Genomic DNA, 3047 nt, shown 5'->3' with positions numbered 1-3047 from the left:
GGAATCTGCGAAGACACAATACCAAATTTAGCACAGTTACGGATAGTTTTTGTTTCCTTGAAAACCAATGTTAAGCCGCTTAAAAGATGAATCTATGTGATTACCAAAAGTTCGGCTGAAAACAGAACCTACAAACATTTAAAAAGCTTGACAAGTCTTCTGAATCAACTCCAAGTTATAAAACCCTATCGAACAAAATTGATTTTTTTATTGATGCCTTAAGTGTAAAACTGAAAACTTATATTTCTCTTCTAATTGCAATCTGACCGGAAAGAAAATAATAGACAGAATACAAAAAACCACAACGGAGTTTAAACTGAATTGACTAAATTAGACTTTTTAACAATAATTTGTCCGACTTTAAACTCGAACGAAAAAATAAAAAACCGATTTGCCAACACCGTGTACAAGCCATTGCTGGGTCAGTGATTATTTGGAAAATCCTCGCGGATTTTCCAGCGCAGTTTTGTGCTTGTAATGGCTCGTGCAGTCACACGCAACGGCTCGTACACATAAACGTTGTACCACATTCCCCACACAAGAAAAACCTGTTAATTTCTTGAGATAACGAGTAAAATTTTAGTGTAGGAAAATTATAGTAAATTTGACGTTAGTCAGAATTTAAGAAAAAACCGAAAAATGGGAAGAATTTCAATAAATTCAAAAGAAAGAGGACAAGGAATTTACGTGTCAACAGATAAAACTTGGGAATACCTTAATACAATTGTAGAAGGTAGTTTAACCGAAAATTCTGAATATATTATTATCAAAACAGATAACACAGAAATTGCGGATAATATCATTGAAATTAATAAAGAATATATTTATGCCAATACGCCTGAATTTATAACATATCGTATTAATTTAAAATTTGGTGGTGGACTTCAAGTACTTTTAAATAAATACAAAAAGAATCAAAATAAATTTGACTTGAGAGGTTTTTATTCAGAGGGATTCATAATCAGTTTTGATGCAGATTCAGAATATAATGACGAATCATTAACAGACCCAAGTTTTAATCCAACATTCACTAAAAAACAATTTTTGGATGGACAAGAGTTAGCACTTCTTTATCAAGCATTAATGAAAAATTTATTCACAAGACCAGAAAAAGGATATTTATTATTTGAATCTTATAATGGAGGTGGTAATTTATTTTTTGATAAAGAATATTATGAGAAATTTAAAGACAGCATAAATCAAAAATATCATCAAGGAGAATTTGCAAATAGTAATTCAGAGTATGAATGGATACAGTTTAAAAACAAAATAGACAGTTCTGAAGACATAAATAACCCAGACATTTCAAATTGTAGTGTTTATCCTGTAAGCAAATGATTGAAAGCACTAAATTTATTAAAAATCTGATTTATAGTTGGTGTATTAAGGAAGACAGATACGGATTGACTTTACCAAACATAATTGGTGCAGTAAGATTAAAAACAGAAAAGAAAAACTATTCGATAACTGATTTTTTTAATTGAACTTCCAAATGTTGAAATAGATATAAAAATTAGTTCTTGTGGAGATTTAGAAGAATATGTTATCGGTACTTTTAAAAGTGAAGATGCACCAAAAAATTATTATAATCAAATTAATTCAATCTATTACTCAACAAGCGAAATTGATGTAAAAAACTATGAAGAATTAATATCTTTATTCAGAAAAAAATACTCTGACAAAATTGATAGTGGACTTTATTCAAAAGATTATTACACGAAAGAATGGAGTGATTTGAACGAAGAGGATATTGAATTTTTAAATAATATTAACGAATAAAAAACGTGGTACAACACCGTGTATAATTAATGGCTAGTCCTCGCCTACTTACGAAAATCCTCGCGGATTTTCTATTCGGTTTTTATTTGCTAAATTAGGTGCTTAAACACGCCACTAATCATACACAAACACGTTGGCAACCATTTGAACAAAAATTCGGCTGAAACTGAAAACGCAATAAATAAGCTGGAAAAGAAAAAAACGGAATGAATAAAATGCATTGACAAACCGAACCGAATCCGAAAAAACAACACACCGAATTTTAGAAAATGAAAACGGAATATAATTGTGAAAAACAATGCCGAAATTAAGCGGAACCGAAAAAACAACGCCGAAATCTACTCTGACGGAAATAACACAACGCAGAAATCCACTCTGGCGGAAAAAAACGGCGGAAAGGAATCGAATTTTTTTTTGGTTTTTTAAGAGCAAAATTGAAAAGCAATGTCGACCGACCAAATAAAAACAAAAGAAAAACTGTTTCCCGCCCAAAAGCTTGACAGGAAGCCGAAATTAAAATAGAAATTCCCAAAGAAATTTAGCGGAAATTATTAAATTAGAACTTTAAAAGTAAAACGGAGGAATCAAATCTGACGTGAAAAACATAACGAAGAAAAAGTAAAAAAACGTTTGCCAACACCATGTATAAGCCATTGCTGGGTCTGTGCCAATCTGGAAAATTCTTGGGAATTTTCCAGCGGAGTTTTGTACCTTTAATGGTTCGTGTGTGAGACACGCAACGGCGAAATCTGCGAAGACACAATACCAAATTTAGCACAGTTACAGATAGTTTTTGTTTCCTTGAAAACCAGTGTTAAGCCGCTTAAAAGATGAATCTCTGTGATTACCAAAAGTTCGGCTGAAAACAGAACCTACAAACATTTAAGAAGCTTGACAAGTCTTCTGAATCAACTCCAAGTTATAAAACCCTATCGAACAAAATTGATTTTTTTATTGATGCCTTAAGTGTGAAACTGAAAACTTATATTTCTCTTCTAATTGCAATCTGACCGGAAAGAAAATAATAGACAGAATACAAAAAACCACAACGGAGTTTAAACTGAATTGACTAAATTAGATTTTTATAACAATAATACATCCGACTTAAAAACCCAAACGAAAAAATAATAAACCGATTTGCCAACACCGTGTACAAGCCATTGCTGGGTCTGTGCCTATCTGGAAAATCCTCGCGGATTTTCCAGCGCAGTTTTGTGTTTGGAATGGCTCGTGCCGTCACACGCAACAGCTCGTACACATAAACGTTG

The 3047-nt window shown here is 32.2% G+C and carries 2 protein-coding genes; one reads left to right on the top strand and one right to left on the bottom strand.

The genetic code is table 11. From position 1 onward, the window contains the following. The first annotated feature begins 639 nt into the window (after nucleotides 1-639). On the top strand, nucleotides 640-1338 hold the full coding sequence (locus A9996_RS19130; RefSeq protein WP_066439097.1) for a hypothetical protein: 699 nt from the start codon (nucleotides 640-642) through the stop codon (nucleotides 1336-1338). Between the two features lie 1510 nt (nucleotides 1339-2848). Here the strand turns inward: A9996_RS19130 and A9996_RS20300 are convergent. Further along, the coding region (locus A9996_RS20300; protein WP_211272672.1) for a hypothetical protein at nucleotides 2849-3047 on the bottom strand (199 nt) is incomplete at its 5' end.

The sequence above is a fragment of the Gelidibacter algens genome, assembly GCF_001678675.1.
GTDB classification, from domain to species: Bacteria; Bacteroidota; Bacteroidia; order Flavobacteriales; family Flavobacteriaceae; genus Gelidibacter; species Gelidibacter algens.
The sequence above is the reverse complement of the archived record's forward strand: the minus strand, read 5'-3'. Positions and strand labels throughout refer to the sequence as shown.

Bases quoted from the DNA above. Each gene is read 5' to 3' on its own strand.
- A9996_RS19130 (WP_066439097.1), top strand. From the start codon at position 640: ATGGGAAGAATTTCAATAAATTCAAAAGAAAGAGGACAAGGAATTTAC.